Source organism: Pseudophaeobacter sp. (genome assembly GCF_048267565.1).
Lineage (GTDB): Bacteria > Pseudomonadota > Alphaproteobacteria > Rhodobacterales > Rhodobacteraceae > Pseudophaeobacter > Pseudophaeobacter profundi.
In genome coordinates this window covers 211,276-236,434 of sequence record NZ_JBLWXG010000002.1, presented here as the reverse complement: position 1 = coordinate 236,434, position 25,159 = coordinate 211,276, and the positions used below count along the sequence as shown (strand labels likewise).

The 25,159-nt window shown below is 57.8% G+C and carries 22 protein-coding genes; 6 read left to right on the top strand and 16 right to left on the bottom strand.

Features of this window, described 5'->3' with window-relative positions:
* Positions 1 to 71: 71 nt before the first annotated feature.
* The gene (locus ACN0VH_RS07540; RefSeq protein ID WP_278922137.1) at positions 72 to 812 is read left to right on the top strand and encodes a ZIP family metal transporter; all 741 of its coding nucleotides are present in this window, start codon (positions 72 to 74) and stop codon (positions 810 to 812) included.
* A gap of 143 nt (positions 813 to 955) precedes the next feature.
* On the opposite strand, the gene ACN0VH_RS07535 is transcribed toward ACN0VH_RS07540, so the two are convergent.
* The 9 genes from ACN0VH_RS07535 to ACN0VH_RS07495 all read right to left on the bottom strand — a co-directional run bounded on the left by ACN0VH_RS07535 (position 956) and on the right by ACN0VH_RS07495 (position 10,869).
* Positions 956 to 1,360 carry a hypothetical protein gene (locus ACN0VH_RS07535; protein WP_278922138.1) on the bottom strand — a complete coding sequence of 135 codons (405 nt, stop codon included), beginning with the start codon at positions 1,358 to 1,360 and terminating at the stop codon, positions 956 to 958.
* Positions 1,360 to 2,442, bottom strand: a complete 1,083-nt coding sequence (flhB, locus tag ACN0VH_RS07530) for a flagellar type III secretion system protein FlhB (protein ID WP_278922139.1) — start codon at positions 2,440 to 2,442, stop codon at positions 1,360 to 1,362. Before flhB ends, ACN0VH_RS07535 begins: the two co-directional genes overlap by 1 nt.
* Complete coding sequence (locus ACN0VH_RS07525; protein WP_278922140.1) at positions 2,439 to 3,218, bottom strand: flagellar biosynthetic protein FliR; 780 nt, start codon at positions 3,216 to 3,218, stop codon at positions 2,439 to 2,441. The genes flhB and ACN0VH_RS07525 overlap by 4 nt, the downstream gene beginning before the upstream one ends.
* Complete coding sequence (flhA, locus tag ACN0VH_RS07520) at positions 3,215 to 5,248, bottom strand: flagellar biosynthesis protein FlhA (RefSeq protein WP_417700338.1); 2,034 nt, start codon at positions 5,246 to 5,248, stop codon at positions 3,215 to 3,217. Before flhA ends, ACN0VH_RS07525 begins: the two co-directional genes overlap by 4 nt.
* A gap of 482 nt (positions 5,249 to 5,730) precedes the next feature.
* Entirely contained in the window at positions 5,731 to 8,295 is a 2,565-nt protein-coding gene (locus ACN0VH_RS07515) for a hypothetical protein (protein ID WP_417700174.1), read from the bottom strand.
* A complete protein-coding gene (gene motA / locus ACN0VH_RS07510) occupies positions 8,292 to 9,161 on the bottom strand; it encodes a flagellar motor stator protein MotA (protein ID WP_278922143.1) in 870 nt (289 codons plus the stop codon). The genes ACN0VH_RS07515 and motA overlap by 4 nt, the downstream gene beginning before the upstream one ends.
* 76 nt (positions 9,162 to 9,237) lie before the next feature.
* Complete coding sequence (locus tag ACN0VH_RS07505) at positions 9,238 to 9,858, bottom strand: MotE family protein (protein ID WP_417700172.1); 621 nt, start codon at positions 9,856 to 9,858, stop codon at positions 9,238 to 9,240.
* On the bottom strand, positions 9,858 to 10,334 hold the full coding sequence (locus ACN0VH_RS07500; protein WP_417700171.1) for a hypothetical protein: 477 nt from the start codon (positions 10,332 to 10,334) through the stop codon (positions 9,858 to 9,860). The genes ACN0VH_RS07505 and ACN0VH_RS07500 overlap by 1 nt, the downstream gene beginning before the upstream one ends.
* Positions 10,335 to 10,344: 10 nt before the next feature.
* Complete coding sequence (locus ACN0VH_RS07495) at positions 10,345 to 10,869, bottom strand: flagellar basal body-associated FliL family protein (RefSeq protein WP_417700170.1); 525 nt, start codon at positions 10,867 to 10,869, stop codon at positions 10,345 to 10,347.
* 119 nt (positions 10,870 to 10,988) lie between these two features.
* Here ACN0VH_RS07495 and fliF point away from each other — a divergent pair, with 119 nt between their 5' ends.
* From fliF to ACN0VH_RS07470, 5 genes are all read left to right on the top strand, one after another.
* On the top strand, positions 10,989 to 12,644 hold the full coding sequence (gene fliF / locus ACN0VH_RS07490) for a flagellar basal-body MS-ring/collar protein FliF (RefSeq protein ID WP_278922147.1): 1,656 nt from the start codon (positions 10,989 to 10,991) through the stop codon (positions 12,642 to 12,644).
* On the top strand, positions 12,644 to 13,243 hold the full coding sequence (locus ACN0VH_RS07485; protein ID WP_278922148.1) for an ABC transporter ATP-binding protein: 600 nt from the start codon (positions 12,644 to 12,646) through the stop codon (positions 13,241 to 13,243). Before fliF ends, ACN0VH_RS07485 begins: the two co-directional genes overlap by 1 nt.
* On the top strand, positions 13,236 to 13,532 hold the full coding sequence (locus tag ACN0VH_RS07480; RefSeq protein WP_417700169.1) for a FliM/FliN family flagellar motor switch protein: 297 nt from the start codon (positions 13,236 to 13,238) through the stop codon (positions 13,530 to 13,532). The genes ACN0VH_RS07485 and ACN0VH_RS07480 overlap by 8 nt, the downstream gene beginning before the upstream one ends.
* A complete protein-coding gene (gene fliP, locus ACN0VH_RS07475; RefSeq protein WP_278922150.1) occupies positions 13,529 to 14,275 on the top strand; it encodes a flagellar type III secretion system pore protein FliP in 747 nt (248 codons plus the stop codon). Before ACN0VH_RS07480 ends, fliP begins: the two co-directional genes overlap by 4 nt.
* 223 nt (positions 14,276 to 14,498) lie before the next feature.
* Positions 14,499 to 15,710, top strand: coding sequence for a GTP-binding protein (locus ACN0VH_RS07470; protein WP_417700168.1), 1,212 nt, complete (start codon positions 14,499 to 14,501; stop codon positions 15,708 to 15,710).
* Positions 15,711 to 15,853: 143 nt separating this feature from the next.
* Here the strand turns inward: ACN0VH_RS07470 and ACN0VH_RS07465 are convergent, their stop codons facing one another.
* The 7 genes from ACN0VH_RS07465 to ACN0VH_RS07435 all read right to left on the bottom strand — a co-directional run bounded on the left by ACN0VH_RS07465 (position 15,854) and on the right by ACN0VH_RS07435 (position 25,143).
* Positions 15,854 to 16,957, bottom strand: a complete 1,104-nt coding sequence (locus ACN0VH_RS07465; RefSeq protein ID WP_278922152.1) for a flagellar basal body P-ring protein FlgI — start codon at positions 16,955 to 16,957, stop codon at positions 15,854 to 15,856.
* A complete protein-coding gene (locus ACN0VH_RS07460) occupies positions 16,957 to 17,961 on the bottom strand; it encodes a flagellin (RefSeq protein WP_278922153.1) in 1,005 nt (334 codons plus the stop codon). Before ACN0VH_RS07460 ends, ACN0VH_RS07465 begins: the two co-directional genes overlap by 1 nt.
* A gap of 3 nt (positions 17,962 to 17,964) precedes the next feature.
* A complete protein-coding gene (gene flgK, locus ACN0VH_RS07455) occupies positions 17,965 to 19,410 on the bottom strand; it encodes a flagellar hook-associated protein FlgK (RefSeq protein ID WP_278922154.1) in 1,446 nt (481 codons plus the stop codon).
* A 44-nt stretch (positions 19,411 to 19,454) separates the two neighbouring features.
* Positions 19,455 to 20,756 (bottom strand): flagellar hook protein FlgE, encoded by a 1,302-nt coding sequence (locus ACN0VH_RS07450; protein ID WP_417700166.1) that lies wholly within the window; start codon positions 20,754 to 20,756, stop codon positions 19,455 to 19,457.
* A 129-nt stretch (positions 20,757 to 20,885) separates the two neighbouring features.
* Entirely contained in the window at positions 20,886 to 21,719 is an 834-nt protein-coding gene (locus ACN0VH_RS07445; protein WP_278922156.1) for a flagellar motor protein MotB, read from the bottom strand.
* A 162-nt stretch (positions 21,720 to 21,881) separates the two neighbouring features.
* Entirely contained in the window at positions 21,882 to 23,501 is a 1,620-nt protein-coding gene (locus ACN0VH_RS07440) for a long-chain-fatty-acid--CoA ligase (protein WP_417700165.1), read from the bottom strand.
* Between the two features lie 13 nt (positions 23,502 to 23,514).
* On the bottom strand, positions 23,515 to 25,143 hold the full coding sequence (locus ACN0VH_RS07435; RefSeq protein WP_417700164.1) for a GMC family oxidoreductase: 1,629 nt from the start codon (positions 25,141 to 25,143) through the stop codon (positions 23,515 to 23,517).
* Positions 25,144 to 25,159: the final 16 nt, after the last annotated feature.

The window sequence follows — 25,159 nt, the reverse complement described above, 5'->3', positions numbered from 1 at the left end:
TTAGAATGATTCCAAACTAACTGATGCGGCAGCCCCTTTGCATTAGAAATTCTGTCCAGATCGAGGCCATCATGGACCCAGTCATCCTTGTTTTTCTTGCAGCACTTGTCACGGCGCTGGCAACTGGCCTTGGCCCTTTGCCGTTTGTATTCTGGCGCCAGATGTCGCCTAAAGCCGTCTCCATCTGTAATGGTATCGCTGCTGGGTTGATGCTCGCGGCCAGCTTCAGTCTGCTCAAGGAGGGAAGCGCGCTTAGCCCCATTCGCACAATTCTGGGGCTGCTTGGCGGTTTCATGTTTATCGCGCTAAGCTACAGCATCATTGAACGCTACGACGACTTCCGCTTTGGCGCAGTCAAAGGGGCGGATGCCATCAAGATGCTGATGATTGTCGGGATCATGACATTGCATTCCGCGGCTGAGGGCGTCGGCGTTGGTGTTGCCTATGCCGGTGACGGCAATCTGGGTGAATTTATTACCGCAGCGATTGCCGTACACAACATTCCCGAAGGGCTTGCCATCGCGCTTGTCTTGATTCCAAGGGGCACCAAGATCTGGCAGGCAATGGGCTGGAGCGTTTTCTCAAGCCTGCCTCAGCCGGTTCTAGCGGTACCTGCCTTCATGTTCGTGACGTTCTTCACGCCGTTCCTGCCCGTCGGGCTGGGCTTGGCTGCCGGCGCTATGATCTGGATGACCCTGTCCGAATTGATCCCAGAGGCTCTCGAGAACGCAACCAGCCCGATGATCGCCAGCGCTGTGACCATGTCGATTGCCGGAATGCTGATATTCGAGCTTCTGTTGCGAACACTGTGACCAGAAAAAGCAGTGCTTCCTTGTAATGAAAATGGCGGGCGCAAAACCCGTTTAGCCAAGATGTCTGCCAAGATAAGAACAATGTAGCCTGGGGCACAGGCTTACCTTTATCGGCCCCTGCGGGGCGCATCAGGGGCTGAACCTCACAATTGCAGCAGTTGTTCTTCCAGCGTCTTGGCGCGCAGGGTCTTGATCCGGGTTTTCTCGGTCTTCACCATATCCCCCACCGCCGTCTTGCGGCCAAAGCTTTTGCGCAGGCGATCCATTGCCATCAGCTTGCGGGCGGTCACCTGCGCCAACTGCATGTTGAGATTGCGCCGCGCATTGGTGTGCCAGCCCTGCCACAACAGATCTGCGCCCAGGGCTTTCATCGGCATGTCCTTGTTGGCCTCTTCGCGGGCCTCTTGCACCTGTGCGTCGAGCTTGCTGATCTGTCCACGCAAGCGTGCCTCATGGTCGAGAATCGGTTTGATCTTGGCGTGTTCCTTCAGATATTGCGCCTCGGTTACGGCGGCCATCTGGGTCAGCATTGCCATCTTCTGTTGCATTAGATTCCTCCTTTGGCCCGCTGGCGCATCTCTTCGGCGAACCGGATCGCTGCGGCGACTGGTGCATAGTATTCTTCTTCCACCTCGTCGCCGATGCCGATGGTCGCATAGAGCGCCCGTGCCGTCGGCGGATCAGAGTGGATTGGAACGGCATTTTCATTGGCGATGCGCCGGATGGTGGCGGCAACCTCGTCGACGCCCTTGGCGACGCAGACCGGCGCAGTCCCGGCACCACCGCCCCATTGCAGCGCCACCGCATAGTGGGTCGGGTTGACGATGACGACGCTGGCCTCTGGCACTGCGGCCATCATCTGTCCCATAGCAATTTCCTGGGCTTTCTGGCGGCGCTTGTTCTTCATATGCGGATCGCCTTCAGAGTCTTTATGCTCGTCCATGATTTCCTTGCGCGACATCATGTTTTTGCGGCGGTGTTCATCATGCTGGAAGATCGCATCAACCACGCCGATGATCAGCGAAATCAGCAGCGCGATCACCAGGAATTCCATCCCCAGCTCGGCCAGCATCTTGATCACCGAAAAAGGCCCGGTTGCCGCCGAGGCGATCATTTCAGGCATTCGGTAGTTCAGATAGACCCCCAAGCAGATCGAATAGAGCATCAGCTTGATCGTGCTTTTGCCAAACTCGAACAGCCCAGCGCGGCCAAATTTGTTCTTGGCGTTGGAAACCACCGAGATCCGCGACATTTTTGGTTCGAGCTTGGTGGTGGCAAAAACCATGGCTCTTTGACCAACGATCGACAAGAGAACCAGAACAAAGGGAATCATAAACAACGGAATAAGCGGCCAGGCCATGGCAGCAATCATGCCGCCCACCGGAGGGGTGCCATTACCCGAAAACAGTTGCTTTGCCAGCCGGTCCGGTTGGTCAATTATCGACATCAACACCGTGCCAAGCCCGGTGACCATGTCATAACCAAACGCATAAAAGGCAACAACCAGCCCCATATAGGCCGCCGCAACCGATAGGTCGGTGGATTTGGCAACTTCACCTTTTTCCCGCGCCTTTCGCAGTTTCTCTTCGGTGGGCTCAAATGACTTTTCTGAATCGTCGTCATCGCTCATGGCAGGCCACCTCCGGGATCGGAGAAGAAGGTCATCATCTCTCGGATCCAGACATCAAGGATCATCGGGCTGGCCACCATCAAAATGAACAATCCGCCAAAGGTGATCACCGGTGCGCCAATAAAGACCACCATCAACTGTGGCATGGCGCGGTTGATCACCCCTAGTGTCAGGTTGTAAATCACCGCCGTGATCAAGAAGGGCGCCGAAAGGGTGAAGCCCATGTAAAAGGCCTTGGCAATCCGGTGAATGCCCCATTCCGAAAAACCGGCCGGATCTGGATAGGCGCCTGCCGGAAAGATCTGATAGGAATAAATCAGGAACTCGGCCACCCGAACATGCAGCCCCATCATCACCGCCAGGGCAAGCCCCGAGACCAGCAAGACACCCCCAATGGCGGGCAGTGCCTCGGCACCGATATTGCCCAGAACCTGCGACAAAGAGGTGCTCTGTGCTGCGATGGTGCCAGCGATCTGAAGCCCCATCACAAACAGCCGGACCGCAATGCCCATGCCTAGGCCAATAATTGTTTCGCTCACGACCAGGTTGGCAAAATGCAGGGGCGTTTCCGGTTCTGGGAACCGCGCCAGCGCTGGCGCGACGACGAAGGTAAAGGCAACGGCAATCGCCAGTTTGACCCGCATTGGCACATATTGTTCGCCAAAGGCCGGCAAGACAGAGGTCATCGCTCCGACGCGCAAAAAGACAATGGCAAAATGCCAGAAACTCGCCCCAAGAAACGCCCGTAATTCCGGAGGAAAGTCCAGCGGTGTCATGCGGCGACCATTCCCACCAGTGCCGGGCGGGCCTCAAGACCGATTTCCTCGAAGGAGAGCACCGGGTTGGTGATGCCACGCGATTTCAGAATGGTGCGCAGATAACGGCGACGCCGGGTAGAGGTCACGACAGCGGCAAAAACACCCTGATCTGTCACCGTGGTCAAACGTTCGCTCAGCCCTTCGGCGAGACGGTTGAACATATCCGGTGGTAGCGCCACATCGAGATTGCCGCCGCTGACATCCACCTGATAGGTCGAGAATGTTTCTTCCCATTCCGGTGCCAGCTGAATCAGCGGGATGGTTCCATCCGCGCGCTTCATTTCGGCCACCAGTTGGAAACCCAGGCGCTGACGCACATGTTCGCAGATGGCTTCTGGCTGGGTCACATGCACGCGGGCTTCGGCGATGGCTTCCAGGATCAGCGGAATATTACGGATTGAGACCCGCTCTTCCAGCAGCAGGCGCAGCACCGAATGCAGCGTATCCATTGGCACCTTGTCAGGCACCAGATCCTCTAGCAGTTTGCGGTTCGCTTCGGCCCGGAAGGGATCCGACAGCTCGCTCATCTCATTCAGCAAACGACGCAGGGATTTGAAGGTCAACAGGCGGGCAAAGTTCTGCTTGATCACCTCCAGAAGGTGGGTCGCCAGAATTTCAGGCGGGGTTACCACGGTGGCCCCGGCAAGAACCGCGTCCTGCTGTTGCACCCCTTTGATCCAGCGCGCGGGGGCACCATAGACGGGTTCGGTCACATCGGTTCCAGGGGGCAGTGCATCGTGGTTGTCGGGCATCAGCGCCAGTACCATATCGGGATGCAGCGTCCCGCGCACCTGTTCCACACCCTGCACCTTGACCACATAAGTCCCACGGTCCAGATCGGCCTGATCGGTCAGCCGGATTTCCGGCAGGATCAGACCAAAGCTGGTGGCGATATGGGTCCGCATATTGGCAATGCGCGCATCCAGCCCGGTGCCGGCATCAAGCACCATGCTGACCAGATCCGGGGCGAACTCCAGGTGCAGATCGTCAAGATCCAGAATATCCCCCAGCGCCTTGCTTGGTGTTGGGTTGGCGGTTTCTTCCATTTCTTCTTCGATTTCGGCCTCTTCCCTGGCCTGAACCTTCATCTGCAAACGATAGGCCGCAAAGCCAAGAATCCCGCCACCGATAAGAAACGGCAGGAAAGGCAGGCCGGGCACCAGTGCAAACATGATCATCAGTACAGAAACCGTGGCCAGCGCCGCCGGATGTTTGCCGAACTGATCCACCAGCGCAATATCAGTCGCGCCGGTTGCACCGCCACGGGCCAGCAGCAGCGCGGCGGCAATCGAAATGATCACAGATGGAATCTGCGATACCAGACCATCGCCAACAGTCAGAATTGCATAGGTTTCAAAGGCGGCCGAGACCGGCATTCCGTGCACCAGAACCCCCATGACCAAGCCCATGACCAGGTTCAATAGGGTGATCAGCAGGCCTGCAACCGCATCGCCTTTGACAAATTTCGAGGCCCCATCCAGAGATCCAAAGAAAGTGGTTTCCTTCTGGTCGTTTTCCCGGCGCGCCTTGGCCGTGGCATGGTCAATGGCACCAGCAGCCATATCAGCATCAATCGCCATCTGCTTGCCCGGCATCCCGTCCAGGGCAAACCGCGCCCCGACTTCGGCCATCCGGGCCGCACCCTTGTTGATCACCATGAAGTTGACGATCAGCAAAACCCCAAAGGTCACCAACCCCAGAAACACACTGCCGCCCATGACGAACTGCGCGAACCCCTGGATCACGTCGCCCGCCGCATCGGTGCCGGTATGTCCCTGGCCAATGATCAGCTTGGTCGAGGAAATGTTCAGCGACAGCCGCAGCATCAAAGAGGCCAGCAGGATCGTCGGAAAAGACGAGAAATCCAACGGGCGTTCGATAAACAGGGTGATGGTGAAAATCAGGATTGCCAGCCCAAAAGAGGCGGCAAGACCCACGTCCAGCACCCAGGCCGGCATTGGCAGAATCATCATCACGATGATCGCCATCAATGCCAGCGCCAAAAGTACGGTCGGGCTAAAAAGCTGTTGAGCAGTTATCTTAGGCACGAGGTTTCTCTTGTTCTGGAGCAGGTAGATTGCTGATTTCATCACCGGATCCGTGCAGGGCCAAAAGCCCGCCACCAAAGCCGGATGGGAGTAACGAAGATGCTGATTTTGAATGATTTAAAGCAGAAAAACCCAATCTCACAGGCCATGCTACTGCTGCTGTCTGGGGCCAGTTCCAGGCCGGACGGCGAACCGCCCGGCAGGCATCACAACTGGCATCACTGCGGGCAAACGCCCCGCCTGCCCCGCCATTCAGCGGTTCTGAGATTTGTAAAGCTAACGGCATTCTGCCTGTCCAATCGGGGATTATTCTAAAATCCAAGTTAGTTTCAGACCGTTGACAAAGTGTTAGCATCCATGACGAAAGGCCGCCCCATCGGGACGGCCTTTCACGATTTTAGCGATCTTCGCTTTCCCAGTGCCTAGCTCTCGGGCGGTTTATTCGCAGCATCAACCCGGTTCAGCAGATCCAGAATATTATCGCGGGTACCGATACTGCTATCGACGAGCGCGCGGGCATGGGCCAGCGGCGACAGGCCTTCCGGGTCCTGGCTGGTCTCGGAGATCTGGGTCGTTACTGTCGCGACCTGACCAAAGGGGGCAGTCTCATCGGCGGTCAGGGTCTCAAGCCCTTCTGAATTTTCCGAATGCCAGAACCCACGCGCCGCAGCGTTCACTTCTTCTTCGGCCAGCATATACTCACCCGAGCGGGCATATTCACCATTGCGCCACAGGGCCTCGGCCCGCATCCGGTTCGCAGCAGAGCCATCCAGCCCCATCAGCTCGACCAGGGCGCTATGTGGTTTGCCCAGCGCCAAAGCGGTTTCCGCCATCATCAAGCGGCGATCCTTGTTTTCCGGTTCAAGCGCCAGCTTTTGCAGCAGCGATTGCGCCTGCTCGGCAAAGCCGAGATCCAACAAGCGGCGCGCCATGATTTCCGCCACTGGCGCGGCTTCGGCGGCAGTCGCCCGACCGGCAAAGACCAGGGCATACTGCAGGAAGGTCACGTCATCAGCCCGTTCGGTCAGTAGCGTCATCAATGGCTCGATCACGTCGACCCGCGCGGCGGGCCCATCACGGTGGGTCACATTCTGCAGTTCATCAAATGCCTGCGGGAACTGTCCGGTCAAGGCCATCGCGATTACGCCAGCCTGACGCAAAGCCCCACCCAGTTCGGTTTCCCGGCTTTCCAATTCGTAGGAAGCGATCAACTCTGGCACATCCGGCGACAAAGCCTTGCGCTCTTTATAGCTGAGTGTAATCAGGTCGATCAAAGCCGTTGGCGCGCTTTCGGTCCGTCCGGCCACTTCGTCGGTCAGCTTTTCCGCGACCACCTCGGTATCACCTTCCAACTCAGCAATCGCGGCCTCTGCCAGGTTCAGTTCGGGCACATGGTCCATACCGGTACGACCAACCGAGCGAAGAATCGCCTCGGCAATGTGAAGCTCTCCAGATTCGGCAAACAAAGAGCTGAGCTGAGGGCCAAAGTTCACCCGCAGATGCACCGGCAATCTGGCAAACCCCTGCTGGATTGCATCGGTATTGGCTGTCTTGCGCAGGCTGCCATCCGCCAGAACAGACCAAAGCGCGGCTTCGCTGTTGCAGCCCTGCTGGCCGGAAAACGGATGGTTGATACCAAGATCCCGGCCGTCCATCAGATCCGCCATCGCCAAAAGTGTAGCCTGATGCCCTGGATCGACCCGTTCGGGTGGCAACATTGCCAGCGTAGAACGTGCCTCTGCCCCAAAGCCGAAATAGAGATACAGCTTGGCCAAGGCCCGCACGCTGGCCGGGTTAATATCGTCAAACTCTCGCACCAGGGCGCCCCGCAATGGGCCGAGCTGATCCGAAAAAGAACTGTCATTGCCCCAGCTATGCACGGCGATCTGACGATCTGGCATGCAATGGTCATCCACTTTCGTCGCCGGATCACGGGTTGCAAACAGCCCCGTCTGTCGGTCAATCGCCGAGGTCACCGAAACATTATCCAACGGGTTCAGCGGCCGATCTGAACGGCCCAGCGTTTCCAGCGGGCGGTTGCCGTCGGTTGCGGCCTGAGCCACATCCAGCAGGCCCTGGTTCGCGGCCCGGCCAATCTGTTGCAACAGACGGTGTTCGGATGCATTGACGATGGCAGCCCGCGCGGTTTCATCCATATTCAGCAACAGATTAACCTCGGGCAATTCACGGTTCTTGTCTTCTGGCGCAGGTTCTTCTGGTGCGGCAATCTGCGGCTGGTTCAATCCCAGTTCGGCATCCAGGCCAGCCGCCAGAACCGCAGACCCACGCGATCCAACCGGCGCAGGCTCGGCAAAACGAGCAGATTCGGCGGCCAGTTCTGCACTGGTTTTGGCTGGTGCTGTCTCTGTTTCTGCCGCGCGCGGCTGCGCTGTTGCACCGCCGGCAAGACCGGGGCGCAGGGTTGAATTCTGGCTCAAGGCTATGCGTGCATCGGCAACCGCACCCTGTGTCAGATTGAAACGATAACCCGAAGTCGCTGGCGCAGAATTCATTGGCTGTTGTGAAGGCATATCCACAGGCGCACCAAGAGAGAGGGTGCCAAAGACCGACGGCACCGGGGCGGCGCCCAGGTTTCTGGCCACTTGCCGATTGCCCACCGGATTGCCATCACCGTCAGCAATATCGACAACCAGATACCCATTGCCTTGCAGGTACGATCGGATCTTACAGTCACATCCCAAAGCCATCTTCAGCGGTTGCCCCGCACCGCTCTGGCTGATCTGTTGCAGCCGCTTGCGCGGGATCAGATCAAACACCCGCGACGTATCAAAGACGGCCGAAGGCGCATTCAGTTTAAGGCTTGCCGACCGCCCGGACTGGTCCAGGGACCATGTGGCACCATCGGGCAGGCGCATGACCAGACGAGAGAAGCCATCATGTTCCCCGGAACGGGTAACAATGGTCTGTGCCTGGGCTGAGCCCGCCGCCACGCCAAGGGCGGCTATCGCAAATGCGCGCCAAATCATGCTGCGTCCTGTTTCACCGATCTAAGGGCCTCTTCCAGTTCAGAGAAGCCGGGGCGGATATGCGAAGGTGTGTTCTGGCGACCAACTTCGATACAGATGGCAGCCGCGTGGTTATGCAGGTTTGCAACCAGAACTTCGCGGATCAGTTTGTAAAAATGCGAGTCCTCTTCGGTGATGGTTTTCACCTTGTCGGCAAAAGGACCAACCAGGCCGTAGGCCAGAAAAACCCCAAGGAATGTCCCGACAAGCGCGCCACCAATCATCTTGCCCAGCACCTCGGGCGGCTGGTCGATCGCGGCCATCGTCTTGATCACGCCCAGAACCGCAGCCACAATCCCCAAAGCAGGCAGGCCATCTGCCATGGTTTGCAATGCGTGGCTGGAATGCAGCGCGTGATGATGGTTGGCCTCCATGCGTTTTTCCAGCACTTCTTCAACCTGGTGCGGATCGTCGTAGTTCATCGAAGCGGAGCGCATGGTATCGCAGATCAGGTTCACCGCCTCGCCATCGGCCAGGATTTTTGGGTATTTGTTGAACACGGATGAATTTTCCGGATCCTCGATGTGCTGTTCAACCTCGACCGGGTTGGCACGGGCAATACGGATCAACGAAAACAACAGGCAGAGCAGATCGCGGTAGTCATCCGACTTCCATTTGGGCCCTTTGAACACCTTGCCCAGATCTTTTAGGGTATGCTTGACGCTGCTCATGTCGTTGCTGATCAGGAATGCCCCAACTGCCGCACCGCCAATCATCATCAACTCAAAGGGTAGCGATTTAAGAATAATCCCCATTTTGCCACCCGCCAGCAGATACCCGCCGAACACCATGACAAAGATAATCAGGATACCTACAATTCCGACCATAGGGTCACTCCAAATCTAATTGCTTTATCCAAGCCTAGGCGAGTCTGATTAAGAAAGCCTGAGCGCTAGAGACAAGTTATTCCTTGGGAACACCGCTGTGACGGCCTGCCATCACAACACTGATAGTATAGGCAGCTTCCGGGCTCAGGCCGGCCATGATGCCAGCTGCTGCTTCGGGTCGCATACGGGCCAGGAAGCCGGCGGCGAAATTGGGATCCATCTCTTCAAACAGGGCTGCCGATTCTTTGGGCTTCATCTGTTCGTAAACGGTGGTCAGTCGACCGACATCTGCCTCGGTCGCGCCATCCGCCAGCGCCAGGGTAGAGCGCAGCGCTTCCTCGGCCTGCTCCAGAGCTGCCAATTTGCGATCAATCGCGGCATCGGCGATTCCCAGGGCCTTCTGGCGATCTTCGATCTCTGCCTCTCGCGCTTCCAATACGGCTTCGCGTTCCTGAAAGGCTGCCAGCATCGCCTGCAATTCCGCCGAAGACGGCATGCCGTCGCGGTGCAATGCACCGCCATCATTCTGCGATTCGGCCCCACCTCTATCCATGCTGGAAACCTCTCGCGCGATCGCAGGGCCTGCTTCCATGCCCAGGCGAACCAACGCCGAGCCGATCAACAGAAAGGACAGCATCATCAGCGCACTGCTGCGGCTGCGCCCCGGCTTCTTGGCCTTTGCTTTCTTTGTGCTCATCATGCCACCCGATTCTTGTCACGGTTGTGGCGTACAAACATCACGCCTGCCGATTTGCCGGTCTCTTCCGCCACAGGTTCTGGCGCAACTTCAGCCGCCCGGTTGGTTTCATAGGCAACGGCCAGGGCATCACGCTCTTCCGCCTCTGCGACAGCCATCTCGCGGGTGCGCTGAGGGGCAGCGGCAGCCGCCTCGGGCATGTCATGCATAGAGGCCATCATCAGCTCTAGCCGCTGCGCCACCTGTTCGGCGCGCCCGGTCAACTGATCCAGCGCCTGGCTAGAGCCCTCGGTCACCTTGCGGGCCGTTGCGAAAGATTTATTCAAATCATCTACTTGCGAGGAAAGAACAGCAACGGCACCGCCGACGCCTTTTTCCAGGTCATTGAACCGCTTGAGTCGGCGCGAGAGCACCAGACAATAAAATCCAGCCCCAAGGGCCCCTGCTGCAAGCAGGATATCAGCAATAAGGTCCATCCCGTTACTCCTAGTTCAGTACGAATTCCATGATCAGCAAATCACGCACACGCCCCTGTCCGGTGGCTATGTTGATTCGCCGCAGCATCTGTGCGCGCAGTCTTGGCAGCGCCATCGGATCGGACAGATCCTCAAGCTCCAAGGCGCGAAGATAGCTATTCAGTACATCGACTACACGGGGGAGGACTTTTTCGACCTCGGCCTGGTGGATCTTATCCACCTCTAGTTGTGCGCTGAACCGCAAGTGTTTAATGCCGCTTGCTTTGCGCAGCGTAATCACAATGGGTTCCATCTCGATGAAGGCGAGCTGGGCAATATCTGCCGCCGACTCACCACTATCTACGCCTTCTGGCGCTGCTACAGCCGCGGGAACCTCAGTGTGTTCCGCGGATCGACCAAAAGGAAGAAGCCCTGACGAGACCGCAAAAAAACCGCCACCGCCACCTGCAATTGCAAGGACGACCCCAATGATGAGGGGCAGTTTGCTTTTGGGCTTTGTTGCGTCTTCTTCCGCATTCACTACAGCGTCTGTCATGGCTTTTCCTAAAACGTCGTGCAAAGCCTTCATAACCCCTGAGGGACTAACCGAATGTTAAGGCCCCTCGGTCAAAAAGGGGTCACGCCGGACAGAATGCCGGTGCGACGGAGGTTACATTGCAGCAGATCAAGAATGTCTGGACTGGTTTGGATACGCGCAAGCGGTTGATTGTGGCAGGCGCCACAGCAGCAGTCATTGCAAGCGTGTTTGCTATGTCCCATGTGGCAAGCAAGCCCACCATGAGATTGCTCTATGCTGGGCTGGAAAGTGGCTCGGCAGGGGATGTTGTGCGGTCTTTGGAACAGACTGGCACACCATATGAAGTACGCGGCGGCTCTATATATGTGCCGTCCGATCGCCGGGATGAACTGCGCATGACGCTCGCCAGTGAAGGTCTGCCCGCAAATGGCGGCCGTGGCTATGAGCTGCTCGATTCGCTTACCGGGTTTGGCACCACATCGCAGATGTTTGACGCGGCCTACTGGCGCGCCAAAGAAGGAGAGCTGGCCCGAACCATCGTTGCCAGCCCCCACATCAGCCAGGCCCGCGTTCATATTGCCAATACAGGCGCCAATCCCTTTCAACGCACCGTAGATCCAACAGCCTCCGTATCTGTGGTGCCTTTGGGATCGCCAATCACACCGGCCCAGGCCAATGCGATTCGCTTTCTGGTTGCTTCTGCTGTCACCGGTCTTGCGGTAGATAATGTCGCCGTGATCGACGCCAATGGGTCGCTCATCGGTTCTCCCGAAGCCGCCGCAGCTGCCGGCGCTGGGACGGATGACCGCTCGCAGTCGATTCGAGAACGGGTGCTGCGCCTGATTGAGGCCCGCGTCGGACATGGCAATGCCGTGGTCGAAGTCAGCGTCGACACCGTCACCGATACAGAATCGATCCGCGAAAAGCTGGTGGATCCCGCTAGCCGCGTCGCGATCAGCACAGATGTCGAAGAACGCGCCGATGTCTCAAGCAACCAGTCCGGTGAAGTCACCGTAGCCTCCAATATTCCCGATGGGGATGCGGCTTCTGGCCAGGGCTCCAAGAACAACACCACCGCCACACGCGAGCGGGTGAACTACGAGATCTCGGAGACCGAGAAAGAAATCATCCGCGGCCCTGGTGCCATCAAACGGCTGACAGTAGCTGTGCTGATAAATGGCACTACGGGCACCAACGAAGCTGGTGAAACGATCTTTGAACCCCGCCCCGAGGAAGAACTGAGCGCCATGCGCGAGCTGATCTCCTCTGCTATCGGGTTTGACGAATCGCGCGGTGACGTCATCACCCTGAAATCCATGGACCTGCCCAGCATAGAGCCGCAGGGCACCGAAGCGACCTCCTCCTTCATGGACAATATCTACTTCGATGCCATGGGAATCATCCAGATCGCGGCGCTTGCCCTTGTTACCCTGGTGCTTGGTCTCTTTGTGGTACGCCCGATTCTGGCCGGCAAAAACGAAGGTTTGCCCGCTCTTGGCGCCCCGGATGCACCCGACATGGGTGGGCTGCCGGATCTGCCAGCTATGGGCACAGCACCCGGCATGGGCGATTTCATGATGAACCCGGATCTTGGGTCCAACATAGCCCTGGATGGTGAAATTCAGGATGGCAACGGCCAGTTCGGCGGCATCGGCGATATGGGTGGCCTGCCCGCGCTTGGCGGCGGTGGCGAAAACCCAGTTGATCGCCTGCGCGACATGATCGGCGAACGCCAAGAAGAAACTGTCCAGATCCTTCGGGGCTGGCTTGAAGAAAATGAGGAGCGCGCATAATGGGCATTACTCACCTGCTAGAAGATTTTGGTACCGCAGTCATCGTTCCCCCAGTCGTTCAAGATGTCTCGGAAGAGGTAATCGAAGAGGAACGGTTGGTGTCTTTTGAAAAAGGCTATAGCGCCGGCTGGGACGACGCCGTGACCGCGAAAGACAAGGAAAACACCAAGATTTCCGCCACTTTGGCAAGCTCGCTAGAGGATCTGAACTTCACCTTCAAAGAGGCGCAATCGCAGCTAATCGAATCGCTGGACCCGATGTTCAAGGTTCTGACCAGCGCAGTCCTGCCCGACACCATGGCGGCGACCTTTGGTCACCATATCGTCGATCAGATGGTTGATATGGCAAAATTCCACACGGACCAACCGATGAGCATCTTTGCCTCACCGGGCGAAGGCGCCGCAGTGCGCGCCCTATTGCCCGATTCTTTTTCAACACCGGTGCAGGTTCAGGAAGACGAACAGCTCGCGCCGGGTCAGGCCTATCTGCGGGTTGGTAGTACAGAACGCGAAATAGACAGTTCAGGGCTGGTTGAATCCATCAAGGATTCAATCGACGCCTTCACCTATCACGTTAAAGAGGACAGAAATTATGGATGACGCCGACAATCTCAAGAAGAAAGCCACCGACGCCTCCAACCCCTTTGTGTCGGTTCCCGTCGAGGTGGTTGTCTCGGTTGGCAAAGCCCGTCCCTTGGTGCGTGAATTGGTTAACCTGGGCGAAAATGCGATTCTGGCGCTGGACAAGCGCGTTGATGATCCCGTTGATCTCTATGTTGGGGACCGCCTGGTCGCCCGTGGTCAGCTTGAAGAAATGGAAGGCGATCAAGCCGGTCAACTGGCCGTGCGCCTGACCGAGATTGCCGATTTGCAAAACGGCCTGGGATGACACGCACAGCCACCATAGCCTTTACTGTCCTGATCGCCTGCGCAGCGCTGATGCTGCCGCAGGCGGCACTGGCACAGGAGCTGAACCTGTCGATGGGCGACGGGCAGTCGATCTCGGCCCGCTCGATCCAGCTGATCCTGCTGATTACCGTGCTCAGCCTGGCCCCCGGCCTGTTGATCATGATCACCTGTTTTCCCTTTCTCGTCACCGTGTTATCGATTCTGCGTCAGGGCATTGGCCTGCAGCAGGCCCCACCCAACATGATGATGATCAGCCTGGCGCTGTTTCTCACCTATTTTGTGATGGAACCGGTGTTTACCGAGGCCTGGCAAACCGGCATCAGCCCGCTGATCGAAGAACAGATCGACGTGGAAACCGGCATGATGCGCAGCCTGGAGCCTTTTCGCGGCTTTATGGCCAATCGGCTTGATCCCGATACCTTTTACGCCATTGCCGATCTGCGCCCTGGCTTGGAAGAAATCGACCCAACCCCCGAGGCACCGCTTTCGGTTTTGGTGCCCAGCTTTCTGCTGTCAGAGATCTCGCGCGCCTTTCAGATCGGCTTCTTGGTCTTTCTGCCCTTCCTGGTCATCGACCTGGTTGTCGCCGCAGTTCTGATGTCGATGGGGATGATGATGGTGCCGCCTGCGGTGGTCTCTCTACCGTTCAAGCTGGCCTTCTTTGTCGTCGCCGACGGCTGGAGCTTGATCGCAACCGCCTTGGTGCGCAGCTATTATCCCTAGCCGCTAAAATAAGACATAAATCCCGCAGGGTGCCTGTGGCATTCTGCTTTCACAGCCCCGGTTCTGCACCGGGGCTGTTGTCGTATGTCCACATGCCCTTCTGCCCGTCTTGGCCCATGGCTGATTGGGATTAGGCAGAATTATCTTGCTGAACGTTATGATATAACATTATATATCCAACTCAGTCATCGTTCGCCGCCTAGAAAAGCCAAGGAACCACCCCATGCGTGACACTGCCCTATCTGATACCCGCCTCCCCGTGACCGTTCTGTCCGGCTTTCTTGGGGCTGGCAAAACGACATTGCTCAACCGTGTCTTGAACAACCGTGACGGGCGGCGTGTCGCCGTCATCGTCAACGACATGTCCGAGGTAAACATCGACGCCGACCTGGTACGAGAAGGCACCGAACTCTCGCGTTCCGAGGAAACGCTGGTGGAAATGTCCAACGGCTGTATCTGCTGCACCCTGCGTGATGACCTGCTCAAAGAGGTGCGCAAACTGTCGCAAGAAGGCCGCTTTGACTATCTGTTGATCGAATCGACCGGAATTTCAGAACCGCTTCCCGTGGCGGCGACCTTTGATTTTCGCGACGACCAAGGCCAGAGCCTGTCTGACGTGGCACGGCTCGACACCATGGTCACCGTGGTCGATGCGGTGAATCTCTTACAGGATTTTTCCAGCCATGACTTTCTCAATGATCGTGGAGAATCGCTTGGCGAAGAAGACAACCGCAGTCTGGTGAGCCTGCTGACCGAACAAATCGAATTTGCCGATGTTGTGATCCTCAACAAGGTGACAGATGCGGGTGCTGCCCGCACCCAAAACGCGCGCAAGATCATCCGGGCCCTGAATGGCGATGCCAAAATCATCGAAACGGATCATTCCGAGGTGGCAACCGATACCATCCTCGACACGGGCCTGTTCAACTTTGACACCGCCCATGAACACCCGATGTGGGCAAAAGAGCTTTATGGCTTTGCCAACCACACCCCCGAAGATGAAGAATACGGTATCGAATCCTTCGCCTATCACGCCCGCGCGCCTTTTGATCCGCACAAACTACATACCGTATTGAATGGCACGCTGCCGGGGGTGATCCGTGCCAAGGGGCATTTCTGGATCGCAACCCGGCCCGACTGGGCCGCCGAATTCAGCCTGGCCGGCGCGCTGTCTTCAGTGGCTCCGTTAGGCCGGTGGTGGGCCTCGGTACCGCAGGACCGCTTGCCCGATCATCCACAGGCGCAGGCCGAAATTGCCCGCAACTGGGTAGAACCCTGGGGCGACCGGCGTCAGGAGCTGGTCTTCATTGGTGCCGGACTTGAACGTGAAACCATCTGCGCGCGACTGAATGAAGCCTTGCTTGATGTGGATGATTACCAGCCCGACGCCTGGGCCGATATGGCAGACCCCTTTCCGCAGTGGGGACAACGCTGACGCAACCGATCCGGTCTTGTTGTTTGGGTCGCGCGTGTCTGTCCTGAACGGGGAAAAGTGACACCTTAGCCCGCAGAAACGAATCCCCCCAGACCGTCGGCGACGGTCTGGGGGGATCTGTAGCACAGGCAATCGACAGAGGCTTAGCGCACGACAAACTCGGCATGTAGAGCACCTGCTGCCTTCAGGCTCTTGAGGATATCAATCATGTCACGGGGTGAGACACCCAGCGCATTGAGGCCAGCCACCACTTCCGACAGCGAGGTGGTTTCGCGCACCTCGGCCAGCTGGATGCCGTCTTCTTCATCAATGGCAGCATTGGTGCGCGGTACCACAACGGTTTCGCCATCAGAGAAGGGGCTGGGCTGCGACACGAGGGGGGCTTCTTCGATCCGCAGGGTCAGATTGCCCTGGGCCACGGCCACCCGTGAGATCCGCACGTCACTACCCATCACAATGGTACCGGAGCGTTGATCCACCACCACGCGCGCCTTGCGCTGGGGTTCCACCAGCAGGTTCTCCAGCCGACCCAGCGCGTGAGCAGTAGAGCGCGCATTTGTACGTTTGATGTCAATTTCGACCGTGCCAGAATCGCGCATCAGGGCAACGCCGCGCCCGAATTCATCGTTCACCACCCTCTCGATCCGCTCGGCAGTCGTGAAGTCGGGTTCCCGCAGGGCCAGGCGCATGGTGGACAGCGAAGACAGATCAAAGCCGATCTCGCGTTCAACCCGCGCCCCCGACGGAATACCACCCGAGGTAGGCACACCCTGGGTCACGGTCGCGCCATCACCTTCGGCTACGGCACCACCGGCCAGGATATTGCCCTGAGCCACCGCATAGATCTGCCCGTCCGCAGCATTCAGCGGCGTCATGATCAGGGTACCGCCCAGCAGGCTCTTGGAATCGCCGATAGCGGAAACCGTAACATCCACGGTACCGCCCACCCGCGCAAACGGCGGCAGGGTTGCGGTGACAAAGACCGCCGCCACATTCTTCGGCCGGAACTGCTCGCCGGTCACATTGACCCCAAGACGTTCCAGGATATTGGTCATGATTTCCTCGGTGAAGGGCGAATTCCGCAACCCGTCCCCAGTGCCGTTCAGACCGACCACCAGGCCATAGCCCACCAGGTCATTGCCGCGTACCCCGTCAAATTCGACAAGGTCCTTCAGGCGGATTGCATTGGCCTGGGCCAGGGTCGGCAACAGCAGGCAGGCGATCAAAAGGCGAAGGAATTTCATCATTACATATGCTTCACAAGGCTGAGCTGGGCACTGCGCGCGGTCACAGTATAAAGAACTTCCAGCTGCGTTTCTGTCGACTTCAACTTGGCGGAGGTCTCATATTGATCCACCAGGACGATCTCGTTGAAGGCCAGGCTCAGCGCGGTTTTGCTGGCTTGATTTCGGGTACTTACCCGCTCTAGCTGCGCTTCCATGAAACCAATATCAGCCTGCACGTTGATCAGGCGATCCGTACTGTCGGACAGCTCGGCCCCGCCTTTGCGTGCCAGATCTTTTTGGGTTCCGGTAGACAGGCCAAGCGCCGGTTCATCCAACAGGGCAATGATGGCAAAGCTCTGCAGGGCGCTTTTCAGATCAGGATCATCGGCGCGCAAGTCAAGCGAGATCTTTTCTCCGTCGCCCACCTCTACCGGAGAGAGAGAGGTGGTAGATCCATTGTACATGGCGGCGTCAAACCCGGCTGGATCAGCAAACCAATCCTTCACCGCCTGGATGATGTCGTCCGCATCGGTCAGGCCGGCGACTTCGCCCACCAGTTCCGTCATCAATGTATCTTTGCTGTTGAGCGGCGTGGTCCCGGTTGCTGTCCCGGCAAACAGGCTGCGCCCACCAGCCCAGCCGTTAAAGGAACTGATCGCAACGTCCAACTGCCGCTCTGCCTCCAGGGCAAAACGGGCCGCATCGGTACCCGTCATGGTGGCCGAGACCGAAAAGACATCATCACGCATTTTCTGAGTGCTTTCCTGAACCCGCGACAGGTTGTCCTGGATGCTTAGCGCAAACAGCTTGGTTTCACCCGTCGCAACCATCTGACTGGTGATCCGGTTCAGGTTGTTTTCAATATCTGCCAAGTAAGAAAAATCGCCACCCAGCTCTGCGGTCAGGTTGGATTTCTTACCCGTCGAAACCTCGCGTGACAGGGTTGCAAGATCCAGCTTCAGCTCTGCGTTACGATTGCGCAGAAAGCTATGTGTGGTCAGGTCGCCATAAGATTTATAGATCATGAATTAGATCCTCAAAAGAGATTGCATCATCTCATCGATCGCCGAGAGCATCTTGGCGTTCGCCGCATAGGCGTTTTCGATAAGCATCATATTTTGCAGTTCGGCATCCGAATCCACCCCAAGGGCCAGTTCGGCCTTGGCCATCTCGGTATAGCTGGTCGCGGCATAGCTCATGATGTTGTTGGCGCTGTCGGTATCACGGGCAAACCGCGACATAAGAGAGGCGGTAAGCGTGTTCATATCTGCCGAGATATTGCCCAGCTTGGTGGTAGAAATGGTGCGGTTTTCGGCCAGGGCATCAGAATATCCGATCAACTGGCTGGCATCACCCGGATCGCCCTGCGTTGCCGCATAAAGGCCATCCCGGAAGCGCCAGGTTTCTGCCTGGCCATCCATCGCCACCAGATCATTCAATTCAAGCCGCGCCGAGATACCAACCGTATCGGCGGCATCAAAGGCGCCACCACCATCCGTGAAAATCCCCGCATCAGTCACGCCGATTGTGGCATCCAGCGCCGGATCCTGAAACCGTTCAATCAAATCGCGTGCCACCGCGTCCAGATCATTCTGGGCCTCAACGGCGGCGGTATCGCGAATTTCAAACTGCGCAATCAAGGTGCCGCCACGCAGCTCTCCGCTGGCAGAGGTATCCATCGCCCGGCCATTGACTTCCAGCCCTGACAGCAACCCGTTATCCTGGGTCATATGCGGTTCGATATTGCGTTTGGCGTCAAAGCTCAGCTCGGCTGCCTTGCCATCCAGCAGGGCAACACCGCCAACAGAATAGAGCGCAACCCGCCCCTGCCCCCGCTGTACCACATTGACGGGAATCGCCTGGTTCACCTTGTCAATCAACAGATCACGCTGATCTTCCATGGCCGAGGTTGTCGCGCCCGCCGCCTGCGAGACCACAATGCGGGCGTTCAGCTTTTCAAGCTCTTTCAACTGATTGTTGAGATTGTCGACCTGCACATCAATGGCTGTCTCGGCAGCAACCCGTTGTTTGTTCAACCCCTGCGCGGCAGTGGTAATCGACTGGATCACCAGATCCGCCTTTACCGACAGGTCATGCAGGCGTTCCACCGAATCTGGTCGCGACGTTGCCTGTACCAGAGCGGCGTCAAAATTCGACATTTGTGCGGCGATCGAGGTGCCGTCATCAACGATGCCAACATAGTCTGACATGCGTGCATAAAAATTGGCAAAGACCTCTGATCTGCCAAATTCAGCCTCGGCCTTGCGGGTCGAGGATTGCAATGCGGGGTCGATATTGCGCTGAACATCGCCAATCCTCACCCCTGGTGCGTACTGCCCAGAGGAGAGGTTCAGTCTTTGAGAAGAGTAGCCGGGCGTCAGCGCATTTGCCAGGTTCTCTGAGGTCACTTGGGACAACCGCGCATTGGCTGTCAGCCCGGTCATCGCGGAGTTAAGCGCACTTGTGATAGACATTTCCGGCCACTCTTTCTAAGTCGAGATCAAGATATCAGCGATGTTTACCGCTTGATGTTGGTGGTTTCCTGAAGCATCTCATCGACGGTCTGGATCACTTTGGCGTTGGACGAATAGGCCCGCTGCGTCTTGATCATATCCGTCAGTTCGGTGGCCACATCGGTTGCCGATTCTTCACGTGCATTGGATGCGATATCGCCGGTTGGACCATCCCCCGCATCCCACAGGAAGTAGGATCCGCTATCCGACGAGGGCAGATAGGTCTGGTTGTCCATCGACTTCAGCCCGTTCAGGTTGGGCACATCCACCAGCGGAATCTTGTAGATCACGCGGCTGGCACCGGAATCGTAGTTGGCGCGTACATAGCCCTGCGGATCGACCTCGACGCCAACCATGGTGCCCACTTCAGAGCCGTCCTTAGTCACTGTCGCCGGGGCAAAAGTATCGGACAACTGGGTCAGACCTTCGCTTTCACCAATCATACCAACCGAGATTTCCACCGGGCCGCCATCGACGCTGACCACGAAGCTGCCCGTGGCCGGGTCATAGGCCCCGCCAGAGATCGCTGTCACCGAAGCAAGCGAACCGCCTGCGGTCCGGCTATCATTGAAAGTCACGGTATATTCCCCGATCACCGCACCACCAGAGGCACTATCGGTGATCGACATGGTCCATTCATTCGACGACCCCATGGCAGGCACGGTTGGGGTATAGGTAATCCCCAGGGTCTGCGAGCTGCCAAGGTTGTCATAATATTCAACCGTCATGTTCCGCACGGTCCCGGCGCTGCCAGCTTCGGTGTCGGTTGCCGGCAGGTTGACGCCAAGGCCAACGGCTGTCGTCGGCTCACCTGTCAGTTGGTTCATGTTGTACTGCACCGGCTCAAGGCCTTCGGCCGTATCACGCGGTCCATCAGAGACGGTGCCATCGGGGTTGGCCGGCCAACCCAGAAGAACCAGACCTGAATTGGTCGTCAGGTAGCCTTCCTCATTGGTGCGGAACGACCCGGTTGTGGTCATCATCATGGTAGGCGAACCGTTGTTGCCCTGCACCTCTGTCAAAGAGGCAACTGGCAACATGCCGCGACCACTGACCGCCAGGTCGGTTGCGTTATTGGTCCCCACCAGAGGGCCACGCTGGTCAATCAGACGCATATTGCTGGAAGAAACACCACCCGCAGTATAGCGCCCACCGGAGGTACCAATCACCATGGATTGGAAATCGGTCTGCACCCGTTTGTAGCCACTGGTAGAAGAGTTTGCGATATTGTCCGAAATTGCGGCCAAGGAGCTCGCGTTTGCGCTCAAGCCGGATACACCGGCGTTCAGGGCGGAAGAAATGGTCATGTTGCGCCTTTCTGCTGCAATAAGTCGATCGTTCTTGCAGCAACAGCTAGCGCATCAGCACTTAACGGGCGGCTAACAGATAAAATGCAATTTATCCGCCGCCGCCCTAGGGTAGTGTTTATTGGGGTATCAGTCGCGCAAAAGGATGATTTCCACCCGGTTATTGCGCACCGACATCGGATTTCTAACCGCCAGCGTGCGATCCGCATGGCCGGTAACGCGATGGATTCGGCTGGATTTCAGCCCCCCCGAATCAAGCAGCGCACGGGTGGCATTGGCGCGGGCATAGGACATTTCCCAAACCGGATTCTGTGCCAGGACAACCGGATGCGACTGCACATGACCACTGATCGCGATATTATTGGTCACGCTGCCGCTGATCCGCGCGACCATGCGCACCAGATCCCTGAACAGCGGCGTCGGTTCCGCCCCATCGCCAACAAAAAGTGGGACGTCTTCGGTTTCAAACAGCTCGATGATCAGGCCTTCATCGGTGACCTGCGTGATAATGTGGCGCGACATCTCGACCGAGACCATGCTCTCGCCGCCGCGACCCTGAAGCTGCTCTTCGATGGCGCGGAACCTGCTGTCTTCCTCGGCCTTTTCGGCATCATTGACGCCGGTTTCGCCCTGCGCCTTTTGCGCATCCATCGGATTGATGTCTGTCGCGCCTGTGCCGGACTGCGGTTGGATGTCTTCGGTGAACATACTGTCACCCTGGAAGGCCCCATTGCCGCCACCCGAAATTCGGCTTAGCGGGATAGAGGGCGAAAAGTAATCCGCCAGCCCTTTGCGTTGCTTTTCAGTTGTTGCGTTCAATAGCCACATCAACAAGAAGAACGCCATCATGGCTGTCACAAAGTCGGCATAGGCCACCTTCCAGGCGCCCCCATGGTGGCCACCGCCACCGCTGACTTTTTTCCTCTTGATGATAATAGGCGCCATTCCATCTTTTGCGCTCATATCCACCACCACTAATTTTCACCCATCACTGGGATAGCAGCAGGAGCGTTAACTGGTCCCTAACAATTAAACTTGCCGGCAGTTAAGCTTTATCAATGGAAGGTTGCAGCCCCAGGAGACCGGCACCCCTACCTGACAGGCAGAGGCACCGAATCTGATCGTTTAGCTGTCAAGCAGCAGGGTGCCATAGGTTTCACGCAGCTTGTTTTTCAGCACCTTGCCAGTGCCGCCCAACGGCAGCTCCCCGACAAAGACCACCCGATCCGGGATTTGCCAGCTGGCGACGCGACCCTCGTAATAGGCCAGCAGCTCGGCTTCGGTCAGACTCTCGTCCGCCTTTATGGCCACCAACACCGGACGTTCATCCCATTTGGGGTGCTGGGCCGCAATTGCGGCGGCCTGTACCACCTTGGGATGCGACATGGCGATATCTTCCAGTTCCACGGTCGAGATCCATTCGCCGCCGGATTTGATGATATCCTTAGAGCGGTCGCGGATGATCATATAGCCATCCGAATCGATGGTGGCGACATCGCCGGTGTCAAACCAGCCATCCATTGTCAGGGCGCTGCTGTCCTGGCCAAAGTAGGTGTCGACGATCCAATGGCCGCGAATCTGCAGCTCGCCTTGGGTTTTCCCATCGGTGGGCAGCAGGTTGCCCGCCTCATCGACAAGGCGCAGTTCGACCCCATAGGGCGGACGGCCCTGACCTTCGCGGATCGCGCCCTTTTCGGTCTCGGACAGATCCTGATGTTTTTGCAGCAGGTGATTCAGCGTTCCCAAGGGGCTGGTTTCGGTCATGCCCCAGGCGTGGATCAGCTCTACCCCGTATTTGTCACGGAAGGCCGGAATCATCACGGTTGGCAGTGCTGATCCGCCAACAACGGTCCGGGTCAGGCTCTCGGCCTTGCTGCCGGTTTTTTCCAAGGCCTGCAAAAGCCCCATCCAGATGGTTGGCACGCCCAGCGCCAGGGTGACCTTTTCGCCATCAATCAGCCGCACCAGGCTTTCGCCATCCAGATTTTGCCCCGGCAGCACCAGCTTGGCACCAACAGCTGCCGCGATATAGGGCACGCCCCAGGCATTGACGTGGAACATCGGCACCACCGCCATGACGGTATCGCGCGCGGAAATCGCCAGCCCATCGGGTTGGTTGCCCCCAAGCGAGTGCAGCACCGTGGTACGGTGGGTATATTGCACCCCCTTGGGATTGCCCGTGGTGCCAGAGGTATAGCACAGGCTCGACGGCATGTTTTCATCCAGATCTGGCCAGCTGTAATCATCCCCTTCAGCCGCGATCAGTTCGTCATAGAACAGGATACCCGGCACGGTCTTTGCAGCGGCTTCATCGCGCGGCCCCATCAGGACGATATGTTTCAGCGTTGTCAGATGTTCTTTCAGCTGGCCAACAGCCGCGACAAAGGTCGCATCAATGAACAGGACCTGATCGTCCGCGTGATTGATGATATAGATCAGCTGCTCTGGCTTGAGCCGTGGGTTGATCGTGTGGCAGATCATGCCCGCCCCGGAGACGCCAAAATAGATTTCCAGATGGCGGCGGTTGTTCCAGGCAATGGTGCCACAACGTTCGCCCTGCGCCACACCCAGACGCGCCAGCCCCGCCGCCAGTTTGCGGGCATTGCTTTCCACTTCTCTCCAGCTGGAATGCACCACCTCGCCCGTGGTCTCGACCGAGGTCACCGTGGTATCGCTGTGGTAACGGCCCGCATGTTCAATCAAAGAACTGATCGTCAGCGGTTTGTGCATCATCTTGCCAAGCATCTCGCCTGTCTCCTCAAATATTCCCTGCAGCCAGTGCTGCGCTGCCACGGATCAAATCCGCAGCCTTTTCCGCAATCATGATAGTGGGCGCGTTGGTATTGCCGCCAATCAGCCGAGGCATGACCGAAGCATCCACCACGCGCAGCCCCTCCATGCCGCGCACCTTCAATTCCGGATCCACCACGGCCATGTCGTCCTGGCCCATTTTGCAGGTCCCCACCGGATGGTAAATAGTATCCGAGCGCGCCCGGATATGCTGCTCCAACGCTGCGTCATCCGGCTCTTCTTTGATAAAAAGCTCCTTGTGGATGTAACCGGCCAGCGGCGGGGTCTGCATGATCTCGCGGGTCATCTGAACCCCCTTGATCAGGGTTGCCAGATCATCAGGATCCGACAGGAACTGCGGATCAATCCGTGGCGGTGCCAGCGGATCACCCGAAGTCAGCCCAACCGCGCCGCGTGATTTTGGCCGCAGCACACAGACATGACAGCTAAAGCCATGCCCCATATGAAGTTTTCGCGCATGATCATCGACAATTGAGATGACAAAATGCAGCTGGATATCGGGCCGCTCCAGATCTGCTTTGGTCTTCAGAAAGGCCGCGCCTTCGGCAAAGGGAGTGGCAATCATCCCGCGCCCGGTCTTGCGCCAGTTGGCAATATGTTTCAGCAGCGACAGGCTACCGGGAAGCGAGATGCCAAAATTGTCGCGATCCTTGGATTTGTAGGCCAGGGTGAAATCAAGATGGTCCTGCAGGTTTTGCCCGACGCCGGGCAGCGCGTGCAGCAGTTTGATGCCATGCGGTTCGATGTCTTCTGGCCGTCCCACGCCCGACAATTGCAACAGCTGCGGCGAGTTGAACGCGCCACCACACAGCACAACCTCGCGCCGCGCTGTGACCTGTTTATCCTGCCCGCCCTGCCGGTAGGCCACGCCAGTGGCGCGCTTGCCGTCAAACAGAACCTTGGTCGCCTGCGCCTTGGTCAGCACCGTTAGATTGCTGCGATCCATCACCGGGTGCAGATAGGCCGCCGCCGCCGAGCAGCGCTCTCCCGCCTTATCCGCGCTGTGAAACTGGGTGACCTGATATTCGCCGATACCGGTATTGTCGCCGGTGTTGAAATCCGCCACCTCGCGGATTTGCCGTGCCTGCCCCGCCGCAATAAAAGCGCGGGTGATCGACCGCGGAGAGCGCTGGTCACTGACCTGTAGCGGCCCCGCTTCGCCATGCATGGCATCGCCACCACGGGCATTGTTTTCAGAGCGCTTGAAATAGGGCAGCACCGCATTCCAATTCCAGCCCTGGCAGCCCAGATCGGCCCATTCGTCATAGTCCTTGGCGTGGCCGCGCACATAGAGCATGGCATTGATGGCGCTGGATCCGCCGAGGGCCTTGCCGCGCGGCTGATAGCCCCTGCGCCCGTTCAGCCCCGGTTGCGGTACGGTTTCAAAGGCCCAGTTGTTGATTTTGGGCTTGCCCGGCAACATCGCCACCACCGCTGCCGGAGCGCGCACCAGAAGGCCATCGCCCTTGCCGCCGGCCTCGATCAGGCAAACCGATATATCAGTATCTTCGCTCAATCGTGCCGCCAGGGTCGATCCCGCGGATCCGCCTCCGACGATGACATAGTCAAATTGCATGGCCTGTCCTCCCTCT

Coding starts and splice junctions, on each gene's coding strand:
- ACN0VH_RS07540 (WP_278922137.1), top strand. CDS start 72: ATGGACCCAGTCATCCTTGTTTTTCTTGCAGCACTTGTCACGGCGCTG.
- ACN0VH_RS07535 (WP_278922138.1), bottom strand. CDS start 1,360: ATGCAACAGAAGATGGCAATGCTGACCCAGATGGCCGCCGTAACCGAG.
- flhB (WP_278922139.1), bottom strand. CDS start 2,442: ATGAGCGATGACGACGATTCAGAAAAGTCATTTGAGCCCACCGAAGAG.
- ACN0VH_RS07525 (WP_278922140.1), bottom strand. CDS start 3,218: ATGACACCGCTGGACTTTCCTCCGGAATTACGGGCGTTTCTTGGGGCG.
- flhA (WP_417700338.1), bottom strand. CDS start 5,248: ATGGCGATCATCGTGATGATGATTCTGCCAATGCCGGCCTGGGTGCTG.
- ACN0VH_RS07515 (WP_417700174.1), bottom strand. CDS start 8,295: ATGATTTGGCGCGCATTTGCGATAGCCGCCCTTGGCGTGGCGGCGGGC.
- motA (WP_278922143.1), bottom strand. CDS start 9,161: ATGGTCGGAATTGTAGGTATCCTGATTATCTTTGTCATGGTGTTCGGC.
- ACN0VH_RS07505 (WP_417700172.1), bottom strand. CDS start 9,858: ATGAGCACAAAGAAAGCAAAGGCCAAGAAGCCGGGGCGCAGCCGCAGC.
- ACN0VH_RS07500 (WP_417700171.1), bottom strand. CDS start 10,334: ATGGACCTTATTGCTGATATCCTGCTTGCAGCAGGGGCCCTTGGGGCT.
- ACN0VH_RS07495 (WP_417700170.1), bottom strand. CDS start 10,869: ATGACAGACGCTGTAGTGAATGCGGAAGAAGACGCAACAAAGCCCAAA.
- ACN0VH_RS07485 (WP_278922148.1), top strand. CDS start 12,644: ATGGGCATTACTCACCTGCTAGAAGATTTTGGTACCGCAGTCATCGTT.
- ACN0VH_RS07480 (WP_417700169.1), top strand. CDS start 13,236: ATGGATGACGCCGACAATCTCAAGAAGAAAGCCACCGACGCCTCCAAC.
- fliP (WP_278922150.1), top strand. CDS start 13,529: ATGACACGCACAGCCACCATAGCCTTTACTGTCCTGATCGCCTGCGCA.
- ACN0VH_RS07470 (WP_417700168.1), top strand. CDS start 14,499: ATGCGTGACACTGCCCTATCTGATACCCGCCTCCCCGTGACCGTTCTG.
- ACN0VH_RS07465 (WP_278922152.1), bottom strand. CDS start 16,957: ATGATGAAATTCCTTCGCCTTTTGATCGCCTGCCTGCTGTTGCCGACC.
- ACN0VH_RS07460 (WP_278922153.1), bottom strand. CDS start 17,961: ATGATCTATAAATCTTATGGCGACCTGACCACACATAGCTTTCTGCGC.
- flgK (WP_278922154.1), bottom strand. CDS start 19,410: ATGTCTATCACAAGTGCGCTTAACTCCGCGATGACCGGGCTGACAGCC.
- ACN0VH_RS07450 (WP_417700166.1), bottom strand. CDS start 20,756: ATGACCATTTCTTCCGCCCTGAACGCCGGTGTATCCGGCTTGAGCGCA.
- ACN0VH_RS07445 (WP_278922156.1), bottom strand. CDS start 21,719: ATGAGCGCAAAAGATGGAATGGCGCCTATTATCATCAAGAGGAAAAAA.
- ACN0VH_RS07440 (WP_417700165.1), bottom strand. CDS start 23,501: ATGCTTGGCAAGATGATGCACAAACCGCTGACGATCAGTTCTTTGATT.
- ACN0VH_RS07435 (WP_417700164.1), bottom strand. CDS start 25,143: ATGCAATTTGACTATGTCATCGTCGGAGGCGGATCCGCGGGATCGACC.